This is a genomic window from Streptomyces sp. I05A-00742 (genome assembly GCF_013055795.1).
Taxonomy (GTDB): domain Bacteria; phylum Actinomycetota; class Actinomycetes; order Streptomycetales; family Streptomycetaceae; genus Streptomyces.
In genome coordinates this window covers 1-16,236 of record NZ_JABETO010000019.1, presented here as the reverse complement: position 1 = coordinate 16,236, position 16,236 = coordinate 1, and the positions used below count along the sequence as shown (strand labels likewise).

General features: G+C 72.6%; 13 protein-coding genes. 5 read left to right on the top strand and 8 right to left on the bottom strand.

Annotated features, from left to right (window positions below):
- Positions 1–39: 39 nt before the first annotated feature.
- The 3 genes from HN013_RS18980 to uvrB all read right to left on the bottom strand — a co-directional run bounded on the left by HN013_RS18980 (position 40) and on the right by uvrB (position 5,035).
- Positions 40–1,998, bottom strand: a complete 1,959-nt coding sequence (locus tag HN013_RS18980; RefSeq protein ID WP_171167731.1) for a TerD family protein — start codon at positions 1,996–1,998, stop codon at positions 40–42.
- Positions 1,999–2,120: 122 nt separating this feature from the next.
- Positions 2,121–2,699, bottom strand: coding sequence for a TerD family protein (locus tag HN013_RS18975; RefSeq protein WP_171167730.1), 579 nt, complete (start codon positions 2,697–2,699; stop codon positions 2,121–2,123).
- A 212-nt stretch (positions 2,700–2,911) separates the two neighbouring features.
- Positions 2,912–5,035, bottom strand: a complete 2,124-nt coding sequence (gene uvrB / locus HN013_RS18970) for an excinuclease ABC subunit UvrB (RefSeq protein WP_212764541.1) — start codon at positions 5,033–5,035, stop codon at positions 2,912–2,914.
- Between the two features lie 224 nt (positions 5,036–5,259).
- Here uvrB and HN013_RS18965 point away from each other — a divergent pair, with 224 nt between their 5' ends.
- The 3 genes from HN013_RS18965 (at position 5,260) to HN013_RS18955 (ending at position 8,189) form a co-directional block, all read left to right on the top strand.
- The gene (locus tag HN013_RS18965; RefSeq protein WP_171167729.1) at positions 5,260–6,225 is read left to right on the top strand and encodes a glycerophosphodiester phosphodiesterase family protein; all 966 of its coding nucleotides are present in this window, start codon (positions 5,260–5,262) and stop codon (positions 6,223–6,225) included.
- A gap of 161 nt (positions 6,226–6,386) precedes the next feature.
- Complete coding sequence (locus HN013_RS18960) at positions 6,387–7,823, top strand: WGR domain-containing protein (RefSeq protein WP_171167727.1); 1,437 nt, start codon at positions 6,387–6,389, stop codon at positions 7,821–7,823.
- 84 nt (positions 7,824–7,907) lie between these two features.
- Positions 7,908–8,189 (top strand): DUF6343 family protein, encoded by a 282-nt coding sequence (locus tag HN013_RS18955; protein ID WP_171167726.1) that lies wholly within the window; start codon positions 7,908–7,910, stop codon positions 8,187–8,189.
- A gap of 44 nt (positions 8,190–8,233) precedes the next feature.
- On the opposite strand, the gene HN013_RS18950 is transcribed toward HN013_RS18955, so the two are convergent.
- The 4 genes from HN013_RS18950 to rpsA all read right to left on the bottom strand — a co-directional run bounded on the left by HN013_RS18950 (position 8,234) and on the right by rpsA (position 11,904).
- On the bottom strand, positions 8,234–8,602 hold the full coding sequence (locus HN013_RS18950; protein ID WP_171167724.1) for a tetratricopeptide repeat protein: 369 nt from the start codon (positions 8,600–8,602) through the stop codon (positions 8,234–8,236).
- A gap of 65 nt (positions 8,603–8,667) precedes the next feature.
- On the bottom strand, positions 8,668–9,279 hold the full coding sequence (coaE, locus tag HN013_RS18945; protein ID WP_171167722.1) for a dephospho-CoA kinase: 612 nt from the start codon (positions 9,277–9,279) through the stop codon (positions 8,668–8,670).
- Positions 9,280–9,304: 25 nt separating this feature from the next.
- On the bottom strand, positions 9,305–10,249 hold the full coding sequence (locus HN013_RS18940; protein WP_171167720.1) for a proteasome assembly chaperone family protein: 945 nt from the start codon (positions 10,247–10,249) through the stop codon (positions 9,305–9,307).
- A 149-nt stretch (positions 10,250–10,398) separates the two neighbouring features.
- The gene (gene rpsA, locus HN013_RS18935) at positions 10,399–11,904 is read right to left on the bottom strand and encodes a 30S ribosomal protein S1 (protein WP_171167717.1); all 1,506 of its coding nucleotides are present in this window, start codon (positions 11,902–11,904) and stop codon (positions 10,399–10,401) included.
- A gap of 418 nt (positions 11,905–12,322) precedes the next feature.
- Here rpsA and HN013_RS18930 point away from each other — a divergent pair, with 418 nt between their 5' ends.
- Positions 12,323–13,135 (top strand): class I SAM-dependent methyltransferase, encoded by an 813-nt coding sequence (locus tag HN013_RS18930; protein WP_171167715.1) that lies wholly within the window; start codon positions 12,323–12,325, stop codon positions 13,133–13,135.
- A gap of 21 nt (positions 13,136–13,156) precedes the next feature.
- Here HN013_RS18930 and HN013_RS18925 read toward each other — a convergent pair whose 3' ends face one another.
- Positions 13,157–14,680 carry an L-lactate permease gene (locus HN013_RS18925; protein WP_171167713.1) on the bottom strand — a complete coding sequence of 508 codons (1,524 nt, stop codon included), beginning with the start codon at positions 14,678–14,680 and terminating at the stop codon, positions 13,157–13,159.
- A 215-nt stretch (positions 14,681–14,895) separates the two neighbouring features.
- On the opposite strand from HN013_RS18925, the gene HN013_RS18920 reads away from it, so the two are divergent.
- On the top strand, positions 14,896–16,236 hold a 1,341-nt coding region (locus tag HN013_RS18920), incomplete at its 3' end, for a helicase-related protein (protein ID WP_312018642.1).

Genomic DNA, 16,236 nt, shown 5'->3' with positions numbered 1-16,236 from the left:
GAGGTAACACCCCTTGGACGGAACCCCTGTCCGGAGGGCTCAGAGACCGTACGCCCGCCGCGCCTGCCCCACCTGCCACAGCACCCGGCCCACCACATCGCTCCCGGCCGGGGCCAGCGACGGTTCGTACGTCCAGGCGTGCCGGACCCAGGGGTCGGCGAGGTGGTCGTCCGGCACCGGCGTGATCCGCAGGAGCGAGCGCCAGAGCGGGTCGAGGACGGGGCCGAAGCCCCGGGAGTCCTCCCGGTCGGCGACCATCATCAGATGCACGCCGACGGACGGGCCCTCGTCCGCGAGGTAGCGCAGCTGGGTGACCGCCCGGTCGTCGAAGCCGTGTGGGAAGTCGTTGACGATCAGCAGCTGCTCGGCCGTGTCCAGGTCGGGCGGCAGCGCGTCGGCGGCCCCGCTCCGGACCGCCATCTGCACCAGGTCGACGCGGCGGGTCAGCCCGGCCAGCACGGCCGAGACCCCCTGCGCGCCGGCCGCCGGGGGCTGGGCCAGCACCCCGTGTTCGAGCAGCGGGGCGAGCGCGGCTCCTGCCGAACCGGCCGGGTCGATCACGTGCACGCTGTACTCCCCGACGGGGTGCACGGCCAGCAGCCGCGCCGCGTGGGCCACAGCGCAGTCCATGGCCAGCCGGCGCAGCTCGGCCGGGTCCGCCATGTCGGTGCCCGAACCGGTCGCACGCCCGCAGTCGACCCACAGCCCGCGTTCGAGCGGCAGCCGGACCAGCATGGGGATGCGCAGCCCCCGGCGCTCGGGCAGGTGCAGATCGCCCAGGCGCAGCGCCATCGGGGTCTCCAGCGGCGCCTGGTAGCCGTGCCAGACGGGGCTGTCCCAGCGGGCGAGGGCGGGCGGCAGCGCGTGCTCGACGACCTCGGCCTCGGCGGTGAGCTGGGCGAGGTCGCGGTCGAGCACCGCGCGGGCCTGCTCCACGAGCCGGCTGTGCTTGGCCCGTGCCTCCTCCCGGGCTGCGTCGGCGACGGGCCCCACCCGCGTGGCGGGGTCGGAGAGCACCCGGTCGAGCTCCTGCTCCAGGCGCGACTCGGCGAAGCCGACCGCGCTGCGGTACGCGGCGGTGCTCCGGGCCAGGTCCTCGAACATCCCCCACACCTGGTTGTAGAGGCGCTCCTCCATCGTCCAGCCGGCGGCGTCGCCGGCCACGGGCTGCGGGGGCGTCCCGGGCTCGGCCGCCGGCGCGGTGGGCGCCGGCTGCGGGGGTTCGGCGGCGCGGCGGCGCGGGTGCCGGTAGTCCACGGGTCCGGCCGTGGACGGAGTCTCGGGCTCGGTGACGGCCTGTCCGGTGCCGCCGGACGCGGCGGAGGCCGTCGCCTCGGGGCCGGGGTGGTCGGCGGACCAGTCCACGGAGGCGCCCGCGGTCTGTCCGGTGTGCCGCCCGCCGCTCCCGGCGTGCCGCGCGGACGGCTGCGAGGCCGACAGCACGGACGCGCCCTCGGCGGCCTGCTCCTCGACGCAGGCGGCGAGTTCGGAGGCGCGCTCCACCCCGAGGTCCCGGAAGAGCTCGGCGAGGCCGCCCGCGTAGCCCTGGCCGACGGCCCGTACGCGCCACGCGCCCTGCCGGCGGTAGACCTCCAGGGCGACCAGGGCCGTCTCGGCGTCCAGTTCCGTGACGGTGAAGCTGGCGATGTCCTCGCCGCCGCTCCCGGAGAGGGCGAGGAACGGCGCGGCCGTCGCGCCGAAGCGGACCGGGCCGCGGCCGCCGGCCGGCAGGGCGAGCAGCACGTGGACGCGGTGCACGGAGTCGGGCAGGACGTCCAGTTCGAGGGAGAGGCGCTGTACGGTGGCGACTCCGGCCGGCACCTCCACCCCCGGTACCCGTGGGGAGCCGGGGCGGACGACCTGTCCGGCGCCGGACACCCTGCCGTCGGCGCCGCCGAGCGCCGCCCCCACCACCACCGGGTCCCCCGTCGAGATCCGGATCTCCAACCGGCTCTCGGTCAGCGAATGGTTCTGCCCCCGCACCAGCTCGGCCGTCATCGCCCTGCTCCCCCTCGTCGTGTCCTGCTGCGCTGCCGACGGCCCGGCGGTGCCGTGCCGCCGGGCCGTTCCCTACGTGTCCCGTGCTCCGTGCCCGCCCCGCCGGGCCCGCCCTCGACGGGCTACAGGACGGTCGCGATCACCGGGTAGAGGTCCTGGATCGTCCGGCCGTTGGACGGGGTGCCGATGGCCGTCATCTGCCAGCCGCCGCCCACGCGGTGCACCTTCGCCATGATCTGCGCCGTGTACGGGCCGCCGCCGTCGAGGGTGTACCGGGCCAGCTCCTGGCCGGTGTTGTCGTCGATCAGACGGCAGAAGGCGCTGGTGATCTCGGAGAAGGTCTGCCCGCTGAAGGAGTTCACCGCGAAGACGATCTGGTCCACGTGCACGGGCACGCGCTGCAGGTCGACCAGGATCGTCTCGTCGTCGCCCCCGGTGCCGGCGCCGCCCACCAGGTTGTCCCCGGTGTGCCGTACGGAACCGTCGTGGCTGACGAGGTGGTTGAACCAGACGTCGTCGATGTGCTGCCCGTCGGCGAACATGCTGGCGGAGGCGTCGAGGTCGATCTCGTTGGTGCGCGACCTGAACAGTCCCCGGCGGGGGGCCGACTTCCAGCCCAGCCCCATGCGCACCGCGGTCAAGGTCTCCCCGTCCGCCTTCTGCAGGCTGACGCCCTGACCCTTGGACAAGTTGACTGTCACGCGCGGTCCCTTCTCGTTCATTGCTCATTCATCGGTCGTGCGGTGGTCCGCCGGACGCCGCGCGCGAACGCGCGACTTCCGGGAACGACCCTATGCACTGGCGCGCCCGTCCGCGCGACCCAGGTCGGTTTGTGGCGGTCTTGCAACATCTCCCCCGGGCAATTCCGGGCAAAGGAACCATGATTCCCCTCCCCCGGCGGCCGGAGGGGCCGTCAGGCGACCCCCGCCTCCTTCATCTGCCGCAGTTCCTTCTTCAGCTCGCCCACCTCGTCCCGCAGCCGCGCGGCGACCTCGAACTGGAGCTCCGCCGCGGCCGCCCGCATGCGGTCCGTCATGTCCTCGATGAGCTGAGCGAGTTCCGCCGCCGGGCGGTCGGTCGGGGCGGCGGCCTCCTTGGCCCTGCCCTTCTTCCCGCCTCCGGAAGCGGCCGTCGGGACGGGGGCCTTCCCCTTGCCCTTGTCCGTCTGGCGGTAGCCGGTGCCCAGGAGCTCCTGGGTGTCGATCTCCTCACGGACGATCGTGGCGACGATGTCGCCGATCTTCTTCCGCAGCGGCTGCGGGTCGATGCCCCGCTCCTTGTTGTACGCGATCTGCTTCTCGCGGCGCCTGTTGGTCTCCTCGATGGCCTTCTCCATCGCCGGAGTGATCTTGTCCGCGTACATATGGACCTCGCCGGAGACGTTCCGCGCCGCACGCCCGATGGTCTGGATCAGCGACGTCCCGGACCGCAGGAAGCCCTCCTTGTCGGCGTCGAGGATCGCCACCAGCGACACCTCGGGCAGGTCGAGCCCCTCGCGCAGCAGGTTGATGCCGACCAGCACGTCGTATTCACCGGCCCGCAGTTCGCGCAGCAGCTCGACGCGGCGGAGGGTGTCGACGTCGCTGTGCAGGTACCGCACCTGGATGCCGAGTTCGAGGAAGTAGTCGGTCAGATCCTCGGCCATCTTCTTGGTGAGCGTCGTCACCAGGACCCGTTCGTCCTTCTCGGTGCGCTTGCGGATCTCGTGCACCAGGTCGTCGATCTGGCCCTCGGTCGGCTTGACGACGACCTCCGGGTCCACCAGGCCGGTGGGACGGATGATCTGCTCGACGAAGCCGTCGGACTTCGCCAGCTCGTACTTGCCGGGGGTCGCGGACAGGTAGACGGTCTGGCCGATGCGCTCGGTGAACTCCTCCCACTTCAGCGGGCGGTTGTCCATCGCTGACGGCAGCCGGAAGCCGTGCTCGACCAGGGTGCGCTTGCGGGAGGCGTCGCCCTCGTACATGGCGCCGATCTGCGGCACGGTGACGTGCGACTCGTCGATGACGAGGAGGAAGTCGTCGGGGAAGAAGTCCAGCAGGGTGTTGGGCGGGGAGCCCGGCTCACGGTCGTCCATGTGCAGCGAGTAGTTCTCGATGCCGGAGCAGGAGCCGATCTGGCGCATCATCTCGATGTCGTAGGTGGTGCGCATGCGCAGCCGCTGGGCCTCCAGGAGCTTGCCCTGCTTCTCCATGCGGGCCAGCGTCTCCTCCAGCTCGGTCTCGATCCCGGCGATGGCCTTCTCCATCCGCTCGGGACCCGCGACGTAGTGGCTGGCGGGGAAGACGTACAGCTCCCGGTCCTCCGAGATGACCTCGCCGGTCAGCGGGTGCAGCGTGGAAAGCGCCTCGATCTCGTCACCGAACATCTCGATGCGGACGGCCAGTTCCTCGTAGACCGGGAAGATCTCGATGGTGTCCCCGCGCACTCGGAAGGTGCCCCGGGTGAAGGCCAGGTCGTTGCGCGTGTACTGGATCTCCACGAAGCGGCGCAGCAGGTCGTCCCGGTCGATCTCCTCGCCGACCTTGAGCGGGACCATGCGGTCCACGTACTCCTGCGGCGTGCCCAGGCCGTAGATGCAGGACACGGAGGCCACCACGACGACGTCCCGCCGGGTGAGCAGCGAGTTGGTGGCGGAGTGGCGCAGCCGCTCCACCTCCTCGTTGATCGAGGAGTCCTTCTCGATGTAGGTGTCCGACTGCGGAACGTACGCCTCCGGCTGGTAGTAGTCGTAGTAGGAGACGAAGTACTCGACCGCGTTGTTGGGCAGCAGCTCGCGGAACTCGTTGGCGAGCTGCGCCGCGAGGGTCTTGTTGGGCGCCATGACGAGGGTGGGCCGCTGGAGCTTCTCGATCATCCACGCCGTGGTCGCCGACTTGCCGGTACCGGTCGCGCCGAGCAGGACGACGTCCTTCTCACCCGCGCGGATGCGCCGTTCCAGGTCGGCGATCGCGGTCGGCTGGTCACCGCTGGGCTGGTAGGGACTGACGACCTCGAAAGGCGCCACTTTGCGTTCGATCTGAGAAACGGGCCGCATGGGACCACCGTACGACCTGCCACTGACAAAGGCCGGGGCGACGGCCCCCACCTGGGGTTTTCCTGGATGGACCGGAAGCGAAGAACCGGCGAACGATCCGCTGTCCGGCCGTCCTCCCTGCTGCGCACCGGCCCGGGTTTCCGGTACGACTGTCTGCGTACGCCATGGACCCCATGGACCGGGCCGCCACCGCGCCCGGCACCCGGACGCCGCGAGGAGCCCCGATGCGTATCCGTCCCGTCTCCACCATGACCCGTACCCTCCTCGGCCTGGCCGCGACCGTCCCGGTCGTGCTGGGCCTCGTCGCACCGGCGGCCGAGGCCGCGCCGGACGCGGGCGCCGCGGCCCGGGCCCGGGTGCCCCTCGCGATCGGGCACCGCGGGGTACCGGTCCAGGCCCCGGAGAACACCCTCGCCTCGATCGACAGAGCCGCCCGGCTGGGCGTCGGCTGGGTCGAGAACGACGTGCAGCGCACCAAGGACGGCCGTCTGGTCGTCATCCACGACACCACCCTGACCCGGACGACGGACGTGAAGAAGCGTTTCCCGGACCGGGCGCCCTGGAAGGTCGGGGACTTCACGCTCGCCGAGATCCAGAAGCTGGACGCCGGCGGCTGGTACGACCGCCGCTTCGCCGGCGAGCGCGTCCCCACCCTGGAGCGCTACCTCCGGCGGGTGGACCACAACCGCCAGAAGCTGCTCCTGGAGGTCAAGGCTCCCGAGCTGTACCCCGGCATCGAGCAGCAGCTGGTGGCGGAGCTCCGCAGGACCGGCTGGCTCGACCGGCGGCACGTCGGGGGCCGGCTGGTGGTCCAGAGCTTCAACGCCGCCTCGCTCCGGACCTTCCACGGTCTGCGGCCCGATGTGAAGACGGGCTTCCTCGGCGCCCCCAAGCCGGCGGAGCTGCGGGAGTACGCCAAGTTCGCCGACCAGATCAACCCCGACCACACCAAGGTCGGCGCCGCCTGGGTCCGGTCGGTCCACGGGGTGAAGGGCCCGCACGGCCGCCGGCTGGAGGTCTCGGCCTGGACGGTGGACGATCCCGACCGCGCGGTCGCCCTGGCCCGCATGGGGGTGGACGCCATCATCACCAACGCCCCGCACGTGATCGCCGAGGCGCTGGCGGAGGACGCCGAGGACACGATGCAGGACACCCCGCTGACCCTGGCGGACGTCCCGGACTTCGGCTGACCCTCCCGGTCGCGCACCGCTCCGCCGTCCCCGGAACCGGCGGCCGGTGGAGCGGTGGAACGGGTGGTGACCTGCGGAAACAGCCCGTTGTCAGTGGTACCCCCTAACGTTCCGGGCAGTGAAGGGCGGCCGACCGGAGCCGCCGGGGAAGGGGGCCTGCTGTGTCCGTCACGTCCGCGCACACCTACCTTGAGCTGTCCCAAGAGGGCGGCGGGGCGCACAAGTTCTACGAGGTGACGGTGGACGGGACGAGTGTCACCGTCCGCTACGGCCGCATCGGCGCGGCCGGGCAGGTGCAGACCTCGTCCTTCCCCACCGAGGAGAAGGCGCGGGCCGCCGCGGCGAAGAAGATCGGTGAGAAGGTCCGCAAGGGCTACGCGCCGGCCGTGCGAGGCGCGCGGGCCGCCCGTCCGGTGACGCGCCGCCAGGTGACCTCGGCGCCCTCGACCGCCCGCGCGGTGGCCCCGGTGCTGTGGCGTTTCCGCACCGGCGCCGCGGCCTTCGGCATCCACGTCGACGAGGACCGCTGCTGGGTGGGCAACCAGGCCGGCGACGTGTTCACGGTCGGTCACGGCGGCGAGGTGCTCGCCCGCTACCAGTTGCCGGACGGCGTCAAGTGCCTGGTGGCCGACGACTTCTGGATCTACGCCGGGTGCGACGACGGCACCGTGTACGACCTGTCGTCGAAACTCCCGTTCGCGGCCTACGAGATCACCTCCTCCGTCGACATCTTCTGGCTCGACATCCACGAAGGCGTGCTCAACGTGTCCGACCGCGACGGCGGACTGACCGTCATCGACCACGAGGACGAGCACCAGTGGTCCCGCAGAAGCCATGGAAACCACGCCTGGATGGTCCGCCGCGACGAACACGCGGTCTACCACGGCCACTCCTCGGGGGTGACCGCCTACGCGGCCGACGGCACCGGGCAGCTGTGGCACACCGCGACCGACGGCCCGGTCCTGTTCGGCTGGCAGGAGGACCACTCCGTCTACGCGGGCACCGCCCACCGCACCGTCCAACGGCTGTCGAAGACGACCGGCCGGGCCGAGGCGGCCTACCGGTGCGACGCGATCGTCTACTCCTGCGCCACCGCCCCCGGCGGACGCTACGTCTTCGCGGGCGACAACTCCTCCTCCGTCTACTGCTTCGACGCCGACGGCACCCGGCTGTGGAAGCTCGGCACGGGCAGCGGCTCGGCCCTGTCCATGCAGTACCTGGACGAGAAGCTCTACATGGTCACCACCGACGGCTCCCTGGTGTGCGTGGACGCCTCCGACGCGGCCGTCGCCGCCGCCCGCTCCGGCAGCGTTCCGGTGCCGCGCGACGTCAAGTTGGCCGCCGCGCTGCCGACGTACACGCCCGCGACCGCCGTGGCGACCGTCGATGCCGTGCCCGCCGCCGGCATCGTGGTCGAGTGCGTCCAGGAGGGCGGCCGGCTGCGCGTGCACGTCGTCTCCGAGGGCTACGAGACCGGCTGGAACGTCCAGTTCCCGCGCCACATCCGCCGGGCGGGCGCCCGCTACGTCGTCGACGCCCTCTCCCCCGCGTCCGGAGGCTTCTACCGCGTCCGGGGCGAGATACGCCGGCTGGTCTGAGCCCGGTTGTCACGGAGCGTGGCGAACGGTCCCGGTTTCGCGCACCCGGCGGCGGGTGGATCCTGGGAGGGGGAGATGGTGCCCATGCGTACGGGAAACGAGCCCATCACGGCCCGCAGTCCGCTGCGGCTGCGCTGCGGACTGGCCGTGGCCGGCCTGGTGTTCTGCGGCGCGGGGGCCGCGCTGTTCGCCCTCACGGACCACCCGGGGTGGGCGGCGGCCTTCGCGGCCCTGGCCCTGGTGACGATCGTCGACCTGATCGTGGTCGTCCGGCACATCCGCCAGGGCGCGCACTACCAGCCGGGCCGTGACGTACCTCCGTACGAGCCGGTCCGGGACCGCAGGCCGCCGGGTCCGCCGCCCTGAGACGACGCCCGGTCCTCGCCGGTCCTGCTGTCGGCGGCCCGCCCTCAGCCCTTGTCGCCGAAGCGCGCGGCCTCCATGAAGTCCGGCCGGGGGTCGAGCGCCGCGGCGAGCCGGAAGTGCCGCACGGCCTCCGTCGGCCGGCCCGCGCGCACGAGGGTCCGGCCCAGTGCGAAGTGCGCGAAGGCGTTGTCCGGCTCGCGCTCCAGCACGTGCTCGAACTCCCGCTCGGCGGGGCGGAGCTGGGCCGCCGCGAAATAGGCCCGGGCCCGGAGCAGCCGGGCCGCCGTATTGTCCGGATGGGAGGTGATGACCGAGTCGAGCAGCTTGACCGCACCGCGCGGGTCGCGGGCGTCCAGCAACCGCTCGGCGGTGCGGAAGTCGATGACGTGGGTCTCGGGCGTCGGCTCGGCCACGGGCACGGTCCTTCCCTGTTGATGCCCCTCGGGATGCGGCCTGCACAACGCCCCGGCGTCACGTCCTATTCCCGGCCGCGGTCCCCGGCCTTCGCGCACAGCCACGCCCAGACCTCGTCCACCCGGGCCTCCAGCTCCGCGACCGGCCCGTCGTTGGCGATGACGACGTCGGCCGCCGCGAGCCGCTGCTCGCGCGTCGCCTGGGCCGCCATCCGGGCCCGGGCCTCCTCCGGGGCCATGCCCCGCAGCCGTACCAGCCGGTCGACCCGCGTCTCCTCGGTGGCGTCGACCACGACCACCACGTCGTACAGGGGGGCGAGGCCGTTCTCGACCAGGAGGGGCACATCGTGCACGACGACCGCGCCCGGCGCCGCCGCGGCCTCCAGCTCGGCGGACCTGGCCCGCACCAGCGGATGCACGATGGCGTTCAGCGCCGCCAGCCGCCCGGCGTCCGCGAAGACGACCGACCCCAGCCGGGCCCGGTCCAGGGAGCCGTCCGGGGCCAGGACGTCCGGCCCGAACTCGGCGACGACCGCCGCCAGTCCGGCCGTTCCCGGCTCCACCACCTCCCGCGCGATGCGGTCGGAGTCGATGATCACCGCTCCGTGCGCGGCCAGCCGGCGCGACACCTCGCTCTTCCCGGCACCGATTCCACCTGTGAGACCCACCTTCACCATGGGCCCCACGCTATCGGCCACCCGTTCACCGGCCGCCCTCGCCCTCCCGGTCGGCCAGGAACCGCTCGAACTCCGCGCCCAGTTCGTCGGCGGAAGGCAGCTCCAGGGGCTCCGCGACCAGGTTGCCGCGCGTCTCGGCCCCCGCCACCGCGTCGTACTGGTGCTCAAGACCGCGGACGAGCGACACCAGCTCCTCGTCGCCCTCGGCGATCTGCCGCTCGATCTCCTCCTGCGTGCGCAGCGCCTGGCTGCGCAGCGCGTGCGCGGCGCTCGGCAGCACCAGACCGGTCGCGGAGGTGATCGCCTCCAGGGCGACCAGCGCGGCGTCGGGGTAGGGCGACCGGGCGACGTAGTGCGGGACGTGCGCGGCGATGCCCAGCACGTCGTGGCCCGCCTCCGCCAGCCGGTACTCGACGAGCGCCTCGGCGCTCCCGGGCACCTGTGCCTCGTCGAAGTGGCCGCGGTGTCCGGGGACCAGCTCCGCGCGCGTGCCGTGCGGGGTGATGCCGACGGGCCGGGTGTGCGGCACCCCCATCGGGATGCCGCGGAAGTTCACCGAGAGGCGCACCCCCAGCCGCTCCACCAACTGCCCCACGGCAGCGGCGAACCGCTCCCACTCGACGTCCGGCTCCGGTCCGGACAGCAGGAGGAACGGCGCCCCGGTGGCGTCCTGCACCAGCCGCAGCTCGATCTTCGGGGTCTCGTAGGCGCTCCAGCGGTCCCGCTGGAAGGTCAGCAGCGGGCGGCGGGCCCGGTAGTCGATCAGCCGGTCGTGGTCGAAGCGCGCCACGACCTGGTGCGGCAGGCCGTCGAGCAGCCGCTCCACGATCTGCTCACCGGTCGCGCCGGCGTCGATGTACCCCTCGAAGTGGTAGAGCATGACCAGGCCGGCGGTTTCCTGAGCCAGGGCCAGGTCGGCCACGGCGAGCCCCTTGGGCTCCCATTCGTACAAACCCTGCGGATCCAACACGGTGACCGTTCCTCCTCATGTTCCTTGGGAGGGAACGTTCTTGGCCACCCCGGCCATTCCCCGCGCGGCCCGGACATGCGTGAGGCCCGCTCCCCCGAGGGGGAACGGGCCTCACGTCAGCCTGCGGTCAACCGCGGCCGGTCAGAGCCTCAGCTCTGGCCGCCGGCCAGCTTCTCGCGGAGGGCGGCCAGCGCCTCGTCCGACGCCAGGGCGCCGGAGTTGTCGGCCGACTCCGAGGAGTACGAACCGCCGGAGACGTTGCCGGCACCGGAGGCGGCGGCCGGAGCGGCAGCACCCTCGGCAGCGGCCTGCTCGTCGGCCTCGCGGGACTTGATGACCTGCGCCTGGTGCTGCTCGAAGCGCTGCTGCGCCTCGGCGTACTGGCGCTCCCACTCCTCGCGCTGCTTCTCGTAGCCGGGCAGCCAGTCGTTGGCCTCCGGGTCGAAGCCCTCGGGGTAGATGTAGTTGCCCTGGTCGTCGTAGGACGCGGCCATGCCGTACAGGGTCGGGTCGAACTCGACCACGGACGGGTCGGCACCGAAGGACTCGTTGGCCTGCTTCAGCGAGAGGCTGATGCGGCGGCGCTCGAGGTCGATGTCGATGACCTTGACGAAGATCTCGTCGTTGACCTGGACGACCTGCTCCGGGATCTCCACGTGGCGCTCGGCCAGCTCGGAGATGTGGACCAGGCCCTCGATGCCCTCGTCGACGCGGACGAACGCGCCGAACGGAACGAGCTTGGTGACCTTACCCGGGACGACCTGACCGATCTGGTGGGTCCGGGCGAACTGCTGCCACGGGTCTTCCTGGGTGGCCTTGAGCGACAGGGAGACGCGCTCGCGGTCCATGTCGACGTCCAGGACCTCGACCGTGACCTCCTGGCCGACCTCGACGACCTCGGAGGGGTGGTCGATGTGCTTCCAGGACAGCTCGGAGACGTGGACGAGACCGTCGACGCCGCCCAGGTCCACGAAGGCACCGAAGTTGACGATGGAGGAGACGACGCCGGAGCGCACCTGACCCTTCTGGAGGGTGGTGAGGAAGGTCTGGCGGACCTCGCTCTGGGTCTGCTCCAGCCAGGCGCGGCGGGACAGGACCACGTTGTTGCGGTTCTTGTCCAGCTCGATGATCTTCGCCTCGAGCTCCTTGCCCACGTAGGGCTGGAGGTCGCGGACACGGCGCATCTCGACCAGGGAGGCCGGGAGGAAGCCGCGGAGGCCGATGTCGAGGATGAGACCACCCTTGACGACCTCGATGACGGTACCGGTGACGATCCCGTCCTCTTCCTTGATCTTCTCGATGGTGCCCCAGGCACGCTCGTACTGGGCGCGCTTCTTCGAGAGGATCAGGCGGCCTTCCTTGTCCTCCTTCTGGAGAACGAGGGCCTCGACCTGGTCACCGACGCTGACGACCTCATTGGGGTCGACGTCGTGCTTGATCGAGAGCTCGCGGGAAGGGATGACGCCTTCGGTCTTGTAACCGATGTCGAGCAGGACCTCGTCCCGGTCGACCTTCACGATGACGCCGTCGACGATGTCGCCGTCGTTGAAGTACTTGATCGTCTCGTCGATCGCGGCGAGGAAGGCTTCCTCGTTACCGATGTCGTTGACCGCAACCTGCGGGGTGGTGGCGGTGGTCTCGGTGCTGCTCGTCATGTGGGAAAGGGCTCCGGTACGGACATTGAGTCGTAGGTACTGCTACGCCATGAGCCCGTATATCGCACCGCCGAAGCCGGACAGCCTTGGAGACGCACTTTCCGGATGACTCCGGAAGCGCCTCGACAACCGAGGGGACATACAACAAGTACGAAAGCGGCCTGCTCGGTCCGAGGCGCGCAGGCTCGCAGCGCAACTTGTAGCATACGGGGGCAGCCGGACACGGTCAATGCGCGAAGGCGCACACCCGGGACAAAATGCTCCGAATCCGGCACAACTCACGTTGCGGGAGGCGATTCAGGGCTCCCGGCGGCCCGAAACATTACCCGTCTTCACCTCCCTTCACTTGGCTTCACCCGCCCTCTTTCCCGTCCCTGCCCCATCACCGCCCCACGAGCCCGGGATCGCGACCACCCAGATGACGCCAGAAATCCAACAGTACGAGCCGGAAGCGACCCGGCGGAACACCGGCGAGGCCGAAAGCAGCCGGGCCAGCCGTGGCTGGTGGGACAGGAACGCCGACGAGTACCAGAACGAGCACGGCGGTTTCCTGGGCGACGACCGCTTCGTCTGGGGTCCGGAGGGCCTCGACGAGGCCGAGGCGGGGCTGCTCGGACCGGCCGCGGAGCTGGCGGGACGGGACGTCCTGGAGATCGGCGCCGGCGCGGCCCAGTGCTCGCGCTGGCTTGCCGCGCGGGGCGCCCGCCCGGTGGCGCTGGACCTCTCGCACCGGCAGCTCCAGCACGCGCTGCGGATCGGTGGCGACATCCCCCTGGTGGAGGCGGACGCGGGGGCGCTGCCCTTCGCGGACGGCTCGTTCGACCTGGCGTGCTCGGCCTACGGCGCGGTGCCGTTCGTGGCCGACCCGGTGCGGGTGATGCGCGAGGTGCGCCGGGTGCTGCGGCCCGGCGGCCGCTGGGTCTTCTCCGTCACCCACCCCATCCGGTGGGCCTTTCCTGACGAGCCCGGCCCGGAGGGCCTGTCCGTCGCCGCCTCCTACTTCGACCGCACCCCGTACGTGGAGCAGGACGAGACGGGCCGTGCCGTCTACGTGGAGCACCACCGGACCCTCGGCGACCGGGTGCGGGACGTGGTGGCGGCCGGTTTCCGGCTCGTCGACCTGGTGGAGCCGGAGTGGCCGGAGTGGAACACCCAGGAGTGGGGCGGCTGGTCGCCGCTGCGCGGCCATCTGATCCCCGGGACGGCGATCTTCGTCTGCGAGCGCGACTGAGCGGCCCTTCCGCTCCCCGGCTCAGCCCCAGAGGACCGAGATCACTCCGATCGTGAGGAACACCAGGGCGTGCACGGAGAGGACCGTGCGCAGCACCCAGCGGGTGTCCACCGGCGCGTCGGCCGTCGTCTCCGTGACCTCCGGCAGCACCCGGGTCGCGGTGCCGCCCCCCGGCGCGGCGGGCGCGGACGCGGGTGCCCGGGGGCCGGAGGACGGCCCGGGGGCGTTCTCGGCCAGCTGCGCGGCCAGGACGACCCGCGCGCTGGAGGCGCCCGAGGCGAGCGCGGCGCTGACGTTCTGCACCGCGACGAGGTGTGCGGCGGAGTGGTCCAGTGCCGCGGCGGTCTCGGCCTGGCTGGCGGCGAACATGGCGTTGGCGCCGGTGTTGGAGCCCGCGAGGAACCCGCCGACCGCGCCGATCCAGGGCGCGAGCACGAGGTAGGAGGCGCCGATCGTCGCGCAGGCCTCGGCGATCTCGCGGCTCATGCCGGTCACGGTGAGCAGGGTGCCCAGGACGAGGAAGACCACCGTCGTCAGGGTCACCTGCCACCAGCGGCCGAGCGCGGCGCGCGCGGCCCCGCCGAGCACGGGCTCCCGGGCGCCCAGCAGTCTCGGGGTGAGGACGGCGGTCAGCGGCAGCCAGCCGGCGGGGCCCGCGACGACCGTCCACCACCCTTCGGTGATCCCGGCCGTCTCCAGGACCAGCCGGCTCACCAGCAGGCCGGCGACGAGGAAACCGTAGGGGGACAGGGTCCGGGCGACGGACTCGCGCGGGCTTCCGCCGTTCCGCTCGCGGAGCAGGGAGACCAGCAGCAGGACGGCCATGGTGACGAGTCCGCCGAGGACGCCGGCCAGCGGAACGCCGATGAAGGTGTTGACGGCCCAGACGGTGGCCCAGAGCGCGATCACGGCCACGGCCAGATCGCCGGAGGCGGCCAGGGCCCGGCGCGCGCCGAGCGCGACGACCAGGGCGGCGGCTCCGCAGATGAGGAAGACGGGCGCGGACAGCAGGGCGGAGTCGATGCCGAGCCGCTGGAAGTCGACGTCGCCGAGTTCCGCCGCGACCAGGCTGCCCGGCGCCAGGGAGCCCCAGGGGACGGTGACCAGTCCGAGCAGGCCGATCACGGCGGCCCTGGCCGGGGGCAGGCCCAGTTGGCGCAGAAGCGGGATGGCCACGATCACGCCGATGCCGAAGCCGGTGAGCGACTCGGCGAACGGGGTGACGCCCAGCATCACCAGCAGCACCGCGCGACCCGGGGAACTGCACGCGCTGCCGATCCACTCGCCCATGCGGGACTGGGCTCCGGTCCTGGTCATCAGCTCGCTGAGCAGGATGCCGCCGAAGAGGATCGCGGCGAGTTCGACGACGGTCGGCAGCATGTGCAGGTGGGCGTCGCCGAGCTCCGCCGGGGAGGTGCGGAAGGCGGTGGCGGTGAGGACCAGCGCGGTCGCGAGCGCCGCCAGGCTGGCGTAGAGGGCGCGCACGCCCAGGGCGAGGAGCACCAGCGTGACGAGGACGGGGAGGGTGGCGAGAGCAGCGTTCACGAGGTGACCTCTGGTGGTACCGAACGACCGGTGGTGAGCAGGGGAAACGTCGTCGATGACGGCCTGCGCGCGCGGGTTCCGCGCGGACAGGAGCGAGCAGCATGTACACCACAGGTACGAACGTTCAATACATATCCGCATAGTTGGTCACCTCGCCGCGGAAGGGGAAGGGGCCCGGGGCCGGTGGGTCCCGCCGTTCGGCGACACTGGTCCGCGTGATCCGTACCGACGTCCTCGACCGGCTCCCCGTCCGCACCGCGCTGCCCGCGCTCGTCTCCGCCCTGGAGGGGCCCGGCACCGCCGTGCTCTGCGCGCCGCCCGGTACGGGCAAGACGACGCTGGTCCCGCTGGCCCTGGCCGGGCTCGCGCCGGTGCCGGGGCCCGTCCGGCGGGTCCTGGTGGCCGAGCCGCGGCGGATCGCCGCGCGGGCGGCGGCCCGGCGCATGGCGTGGCTGCTGGGCGAGGACGTCGGGGAGCGCGTCGGGTTCACCGTGCGCGGCGAGCGGAGGGCCGGTCCCGCGACCGTCGTGGAGGTGGTCACCACCGGGGTGCTGCTGCAGCGGCTCCAGCGTGATCCGGAGCTGTCCGGCGTCGACGCCGTGGTGCTCGACGAGTGCCACGAACGGCATCTGGACGCCGACACCGCGGCCGCCTTCCTCCTCGACGTACGGGCCGCGCTGCGGCCGGAGCTCCGGCTGGTCGCCGCCTCCGCCACGACCGACGCCGAGGGGTGGGCGCGGCTGCTCGGGGGCGCGCCGGTCGTCACGGCGGAGGGCGTGTCGCACCCGGTCGAGACGGTGTGGGCCCCGCCGGAGCGGGCGGTCCGGCCGCCGCACGGCCTGCGGGTGGATCCCGTGCTGCTGGAGCACGTGGCCGGCGTGGTGCGGCGGGCGCTGCGGGAGCGGGAGGGCGATGTGCTGTGCTTCCTGCCGGGCGTCGGCGAGATCGGCCGGGTGGCCGGGCTGCTGGGCGGTCCGGCGGCGCTCGGGGCCGAGGTGCTCCAGGTGCACGGCCGGGCGCCGGCCGCCGTGCAGGAGGCGGCCCTCGCGGGTGGCTCGGGCACGCGCCGGGTGGTGCTGGCGACGGCGGTGGCGGAGTCGAGCCTGACCGTTCCGGGCGTCCGGGTGGTGGTGGACGCCGGGCTGGCCCGGGAGCCGCGGACGGACCACGCCCGCGGGCTGAGCGCGCTGACCACCGTACGGGCGTCCCGGGCCGCCGCCCGGCAGCGTGCGGGGCGCGCCGGGCGTGAGGCGCCCGGCGCGGTGTACCGCTGCTGGGCGGAGGCCGACGAGGCGCGGCTGCCCGCCTTCCCCTCCCCGGAGATCACGGTCGCGGACCTGACGGCGTTCGCCCTCCAGGCGGCCTGCTGGGGCGATCCGGACGCGAGCGGGCTGGCGCTGCTGGACGCGCCGCCGTCCGGCGCGCTGGCCGCCGCGCGCGCCGTGCTGACGGCCACGGGCGCCGTCGGCGAGGACGGCCGTCCCACCGGGCGCGGCCGCCGGATGGCCCGGCTGGGGGTGCACCCGCGGCTGGCCCGGGCCCTGCTGGACGGCGCG

What these genes read in the sequence shown, in the direction of transcription:
- HN013_RS18955 (WP_171167726.1), top strand. Translation starts at nt 7,908, where the DNA reads ATGCGTACGGGAAACGAGCCCATCACGGCCCGCAGTCCGCTGCGGCTG.
- HN013_RS18965 (WP_171167729.1), top strand. Translation starts at nt 5,260, where the DNA reads ATGCGTATCCGTCCCGTCTCCACCATGACCCGTACCCTCCTCGGCCTG.
- coaE (WP_171167722.1), bottom strand. Translation starts at nt 9,279, where the DNA reads ATGGTGAAGGTGGGTCTCACAGGTGGAATCGGTGCCGGGAAGAGCGAG.
- rpsA (WP_171167717.1), bottom strand. Translation starts at nt 11,904, where the DNA reads ATGACGAGCAGCACCGAGACCACCGCCACCACCCCGCAGGTTGCGGTC.
- uvrB (WP_212764541.1), bottom strand. Translation starts at nt 5,035, where the DNA reads ATGCGGCCCGTTTCTCAGATCGAACGCAAAGTGGCGCCTTTCGAGGTC.
- HN013_RS18930 (WP_171167715.1), top strand. Translation starts at nt 12,323, where the DNA reads ATGACGCCAGAAATCCAACAGTACGAGCCGGAAGCGACCCGGCGGAAC.
- HN013_RS18980 (WP_171167731.1), bottom strand. Translation starts at nt 1,998, where the DNA reads ATGACGGCCGAGCTGGTGCGGGGGCAGAACCATTCGCTGACCGAGAGC.